Consider the following 3355-nt stretch of genomic DNA (forward strand, 5'->3'; position numbering starts at 1 on the left):
CCCCACACCGGCTCTTCGGACAAGCCACTTCCCGGACCCGTCACGACCCAGCGTAGAACGCACCTCCCTGCCGCGTCTTGACACAGAAGGGAGCCATGTCCGTGCGTCAATCAATGGTTGACATTTGATGCGTCGTCAACCTAGTCTTGACGTCGTGGAGGTGACGGAGTCGGCCCTGAAGCACGGGATCGACGAAGCCGACATCGGACACGCATGGACCAACGCCATCCGGCTAGTCGAGTACGAGTATGGCGGCGAGGACCGTCTTCTCGTGATCGGCCCGGACCGACACGGTCGGATGCTGGAGCTCGTCGCCGTTCCAGTCGGAGAACCCACCCGGATCATCCACGCCGACCGACTACGACCCAAGTTCTTCGACTACTTGAGATGAGGTGAATGACATGGCAACCCTGAAGACCAACCACGACCGCACCGGTTTGGATCAGCTCGACCCGTCGACTCACCCGGCCCGTGATGCCGCGTCCTTTCGCCGCATCATCGCCGCCCGAAACCAGCTCGCGGATGCCGAGCAGGAGATGCGTGAGGCTGTCCGCGCAGCCCGTGCGGCGGGCGACTCGTGGACCGTGATCGGTGCTGCACTCGACATCTCACGTCAGGCTGCCCAGCAGAGGTTTGGGGAGCGCTGACGGCGGCATGAACGGTCAGTGCTGGTGCTGATCCATCGCCGACTCAATCGCGATGAAACTTCCGAGTCGGGTTGTGCGCGGCCATGGCGGCGTCTCGCGCCTCGTGGTCCAGCTGAGGTGCACGATCGCGAATGTGCCGTCCGATCCGCGATAGACCACGCAGTCACAGCCCTCGCACTTTGCGATGGCGGTTAGGTCTAGCCCGTGCAGTTCGTGACCGTCGGCGATCTCCGCCGCCGCTTCATCCTCGAAGGCCCGAGCGCTTTCGCCTTCGGCTCGGCGCCAAGGCTCGCGGAAGTCGGTCGATGTCATGAGGGCAGAGTGGCACGCAAGCGCGCAACATGCGGTCCCTGAACCGCGCGGCCTGCGGCTTGAGAGTGCCTTCGCTACGCCTGTTGGTGCAGACTCCGTACCGTGATCGCCAAATGAGGCCGGCGTGCTGAAGATTCCCCCGTCCATACCGCCGTCCGCCCCGTGGTCGCGGGCGCGGACGGTCGCGCTACTTGCCGGCATCCTCGCCGGGCTTACAGCTTCGGCAGTGGTCATCGTCGCGGCCGGATTCGCCGAAGGTCGTTGGCACTCATTCATTGCGAGCGCTTTCGGTGTAGCCGGTCTGTGGTCGGGCTATTACACGTATAGGGCGATCATGCGCAGGACGCACGTTCCTACGACGTGACGTGCCTCGGCGGAGGCGCCTACTAGCGACCGGGAAATGCCTGTGCCCGCCGTGAGCGCTACGCGGCAATGTCGGACGTCCCGTCCTCCGAGCGGCAGAAGGGGACGTTCGCCGCGCAGGGGCGGAAGGCTCGACGCAGACCCAGCAGTAGAGGCGGTGGCCAGCGGCTTCGCGCACCGGACGAGCTCTGCGAGCCGTTCCAGATCCTCCGCCAGCTCGGCCGGGTCATCCGGTTAACTCGGCCCGTCGTCCGCCGAAGGCTTCGCGCGGTTACATGCCATCGTCGGAAACCCTGCCTCAGGGCGCTTCCCCGACGTCGTCGTTAAAGAAGAGTCTTTCCCGCGAACGCGTCCGGTGGCTGCGCTGCAGGGTGGCGACAGCGATGTCAATGTCGCCCGGCACGACAGGCTCCCATGCACGCCAGGGGCGTCGCCAGTCTCGCCGATGCCGATTGCTGAGAATGTCCGGGTACCGGGCGGCGACAGCCTCGCCGTCGGCCGTCGGCCGTGGGCTCGAGGCAGCTTCTCGTGAGCTGAAGCGATCCAAGCAATGCCTGTTCGACGCACACGCTGACCAGCCCTTCCGCGCGGAGCGGGTCGACCACGCATCGTTCGAACCAGTGGAGAGGGCTTCCACATGGGTATCCGTGTTCCACCTCGAGCTTGTCCCCGAACTCCTGCGCCACATAGCGCGCCAGACGCTGCGGGGTGATATCGCGCGGGTGCCCGTCGAAGAGCGGGGCGAACGATGCGAGAGCTGGCCGCGCGGAGCGCGTAACCGGCTTGACGGTGACCCGATAGCCCACGAACCGGCCCGGAACCCCCGCACCGCGGTCCGTGAGCCGCACAAAGTGGCCGCGGCACAGGAGTTCCTCCAAAGCCCACGTCATCGCCCAACCGGGGCTGAACGGCGCCCAACCCCGCAGGAGCACGTCGAGCTCAGCTGCGCACAATCGGCCGGAATGGTCTTCCCGGACCTGATTGCTCATGGGCCAAAGCTGCCAGCTCTCATTGTCGTCGCCCTCGCCGTCACGACCGCCTCCGTCGCCATACCACCCGTAGTACCCGCGTCGGCCGCACTGAGTGCACTCACGCAAGCTCTGGGCCTCGGCGCGTTTGGACTCCCAGTGATGCCAACCGAAGCGGCACGCGAGGCTCTTGCGGCGCTGGGCCTGCTCGGGCGGGTCGAACGCGGCGGCCGCTTGCTCGGCCGCGACCCCCTCCGCCGCGACCCCCTCCGCCGCCGTCTTCGCCGCGGCTCGGTGCGCCGGGGACTTCGCCGGGGCCCACTTCTTGGCCGCCCGCTTGGCGCGATTCCTTCTCTTGCTGTTGCGGTGCTGCGGGTGCTTGGTCGTGGTCATGCCTCAGTGTGCTTACGTGCACCGGACCGCGTCTGTGCTCGGGAGCACACGTGCGCACCCGGGATGACACACCAGTTCGCCGTGACGGCCGCGGCCTTTCCTCGTCGGAGGGGCGCTGGGCGAAGGCGGTCGTGCGTCCCGCCGCTGGAAGGGCGGTTACGACGCCGACGCGTTGGTTGGCTCCGCCTGTGGCTGTACCGGCGAGTTCGGGCAGTGGTGAACTGATAGCGCGCGCAAAGTGCTGGAGCCGCAGGTCGCCGGGGCATGGCTGGGAGGGCACTTCGAGTTGGTCGGCATCGGAGTGGCCGGCGCTGCCCGGCGGGCGGGAGTCAGTCGGGGACTCATGCACGCCCTTCTGGAAGGGCCCGCCGCACGAGCGACTCCTCCTGATGACGTCGTCAGCCCACTGTTGATCCGGCGAGGCGCCTCTATGCGTCCGAGGGATGGCAAGTCGTCCGTCAGGGCATCGGCGAAGCAACTGTGATCACGGGGAAGCGAACTACGGCCGCGGCGGGTGAACTCATGACCAGCAAGCGGTGCTACCGACCACTCACATCTCGCTGAAGCCACGCGCTGTCATCGGCATTATGTGGGTGATCGGTGTCAAGAGGCTTCGGTGGTGTCGAGGCTGGTGATGAGGTTGTCGTAGATCTCGGTTCGTCGGGTTTGGCC

4 protein-coding genes are annotated in these 3355 nt (G+C 66.5%); 2 read left to right on the forward strand and 2 right to left on the reverse strand.

The genetic code is table 11. The features are described from left to right. Positions 1-154: 154 nt before the first annotated feature. Positions 155-391 (forward strand): hypothetical protein, encoded by a 237-nt coding sequence (locus ASE25_RS06525; protein ID WP_056773306.1) that lies wholly within the window; start codon positions 155-157, stop codon positions 389-391. A 10-nt stretch (positions 392-401) separates the two neighbouring features. Then, positions 402-647, forward strand: a complete 246-nt coding sequence (locus tag ASE25_RS06530; RefSeq protein WP_056773335.1) for a hypothetical protein — start codon at positions 402-404, stop codon at positions 645-647. Between the two features lie 15 nt (positions 648-662). Here the strand turns inward: ASE25_RS06530 and ASE25_RS06535 are convergent, their stop codons facing one another. Beyond that, entirely contained in the window at positions 663-959 is a 297-nt protein-coding gene (locus tag ASE25_RS06535; protein ID WP_056773303.1) for a hypothetical protein, read from the reverse strand. 749 nt (positions 960-1708) lie between these two features. Continuing rightward, a complete protein-coding gene (locus ASE25_RS06540; protein WP_056824111.1) occupies positions 1709-2683 on the reverse strand; it encodes a hypothetical protein in 975 nt (324 codons plus the stop codon). Between the last annotated feature and the right edge of the window lie 672 nt (positions 2684-3355).

The sequence above is a fragment of the Terrabacter sp. Root85 genome (genome assembly GCF_001429185.1).
Classification (GTDB): Bacteria; Actinomycetota; Actinomycetes; order Actinomycetales; family Dermatophilaceae; genus Terrabacter.

What these genes read in the sequence shown, in the direction of transcription:
- ASE25_RS06530 (WP_056773335.1), top strand. Translation starts at nt 402, where the DNA reads ATGGCAACCCTGAAGACCAACCACGACCGCACCGGTTTGGATCAGCTC.
- ASE25_RS06535 (WP_056773303.1), bottom strand. Translation starts at nt 959, where the DNA reads ATGACATCGACCGACTTCCGCGAGCCTTGGCGCCGAGCCGAAGGCGAA.
- ASE25_RS06540 (WP_056824111.1), bottom strand. Translation starts at nt 2,683, where the DNA reads ATGACCACGACCAAGCACCCGCAGCACCGCAACAGCAAGAGAAGGAAT.